2 protein-coding genes and 1 pseudogene are annotated in these 1,460 nt (G+C 68.6%); all 3 read left to right on the top strand.

All coding sequences use genetic code 11. The annotated features are described in order from the left end of the window. Positions 1-209 (top strand): annotated as a pseudogene (locus ACFWPJ_RS32695) (ornithine carbamoyltransferase); the annotation flags it as partial. 34 nt (positions 210-243) lie between these two features. Further along, positions 244-750 carry an arginine repressor gene (locus ACFWPJ_RS32690; protein WP_378857360.1) on the top strand — a complete coding sequence of 169 codons (507 nt, stop codon included), beginning with the start codon at positions 244-246 and terminating at the stop codon, positions 748-750. A 110-nt stretch (positions 751-860) separates the two neighbouring features. Then, a partial coding sequence (locus ACFWPJ_RS32685) for a Fic/DOC family N-terminal domain-containing protein (protein WP_378857358.1) occupies positions 861-1,460 on the top strand: 600 nt, incomplete at its 3' end.

Raw genomic sequence — 1,460 nt, 5'->3', positions numbered from 1 at the left:
GGAGTTGTGTATCAGAGACAGACGAGGCACTGCTCGCCGCCGCCGATCCGGAAGCCATTGTGATGCACTGTCTTCCGGCGCACCGCGGCGAGGAGATCACCGACGAGGTGCTCGACGGACCGCACAGCGTCGTCTGGGACGAAGCCGAGAACCGGCTGCACGCCCAGAAGGCGCTGCTGGTCTGGCTGCTCGCGAAAGCCGCCGCGTGAGACCGCGAACCGGGGCCGGCGCGGAGGCCCGGCGATGAGCACGGCGCCCGAGAAGGGCTCGCCCGCCATCGCCCGCACCCGCGCCGGCCGCCAATCGCGCATCGTGGAACTGCTGTCCGCGCATGCGGTCCGCAGCCAGACCGAACTCGCGACGCTGCTGGCCGCCGAGGGCATCGAGACCACCCAGGCGACCCTGTCGCGTGACCTCGACGAACTCGGCGCGGTGAAACTGCGCGCCGCCGACGGTGGCGCCGGCGTCTACGTCGTCCCCGAGGACGGCAGCCCCGTCCGCGGCGTCACCGGCGGCACCGGCCGCCTCTCCAAACTCCTCGGCGACCTCCTGGTCTCCACCGACGCCAGCGGCAACCTCGCCGTCTTGCGCACCCCACCCGGCGCCGCCCACTTCCTCGCCAGCGCCCTCGACCGCGCCGCCCTGCCCTACATCGTCGGCACCATCGCCGGCGACGACACCATCGCCGTCATCGCCCGCGAACCCCACACCCGCGCCGAACAGGCCGCGAAAATCGAAAGCCTGGCCTGATCGGCGCATTGTTTTGCAGCCGGTCCCGGTATCCAACGATGGACCCATAAAGTTAAGTAACGGGTCTGCTTAGTTAACGCTAACTGCTCAGCCGTAGGTAAGATGGGCTGATGACGAACGATCCGGCCGGGTGGCCTGCCGTTCGATACGAGCAGCACCCGTGGGTGGTGCGCGATACCTACGTGTCGCGCACCCAGCTGCGTCGACACGCGGGGCCTTACTCCGCTGCGGTGCTGTCCGACATCGCCGAGCAATCAGTGGCACTGCCCGTCGGTCTGCTGGCCGAGGCCGACGAGGCCGCGCAGGAACTGGTGCGATTCGACGCGCACCTGTCGGCCGAGCTCGGTCCCGACGAACTCGGGCCGATGAGTTCCGTGCTACTGCGCACCGAGAGTTCCGCGTCCTCGCAGATCGAGAACCTCACCGTGGGCGCCCGGCAGCTCGCGATGGCCGAGCTCGGCGAGCACACCAACAGGAACGCGCGCATCGTCACCGCCAATGTGCGCGCCATGGAAGCGGCTCTCGACCTCGGCCGCGCAGTCGACGCCGACTCGATCCTGGCGATGCACCGTGCACTGCTCGGCGAGTCCGATCCCACCCAGGCCGTACGCTTGCGCGACCAGCAGGTTTGTCTCGGCGGGCGCAACCTCGGCCCGCACCTTGCTGATTTAGTTACACCACACCATGATCTATTCCACAACGCCATCGCC

This window comes from Nocardia sp. NPDC058497 (genome assembly GCF_042720195.1).
Taxonomy (GTDB): domain Bacteria; phylum Actinomycetota; class Actinomycetes; order Mycobacteriales; family Mycobacteriaceae; genus Nocardia.
The sequence above is the reverse complement of the archived record's forward strand: the minus strand, read 5'-3'. Positions and strand labels throughout refer to the sequence as shown.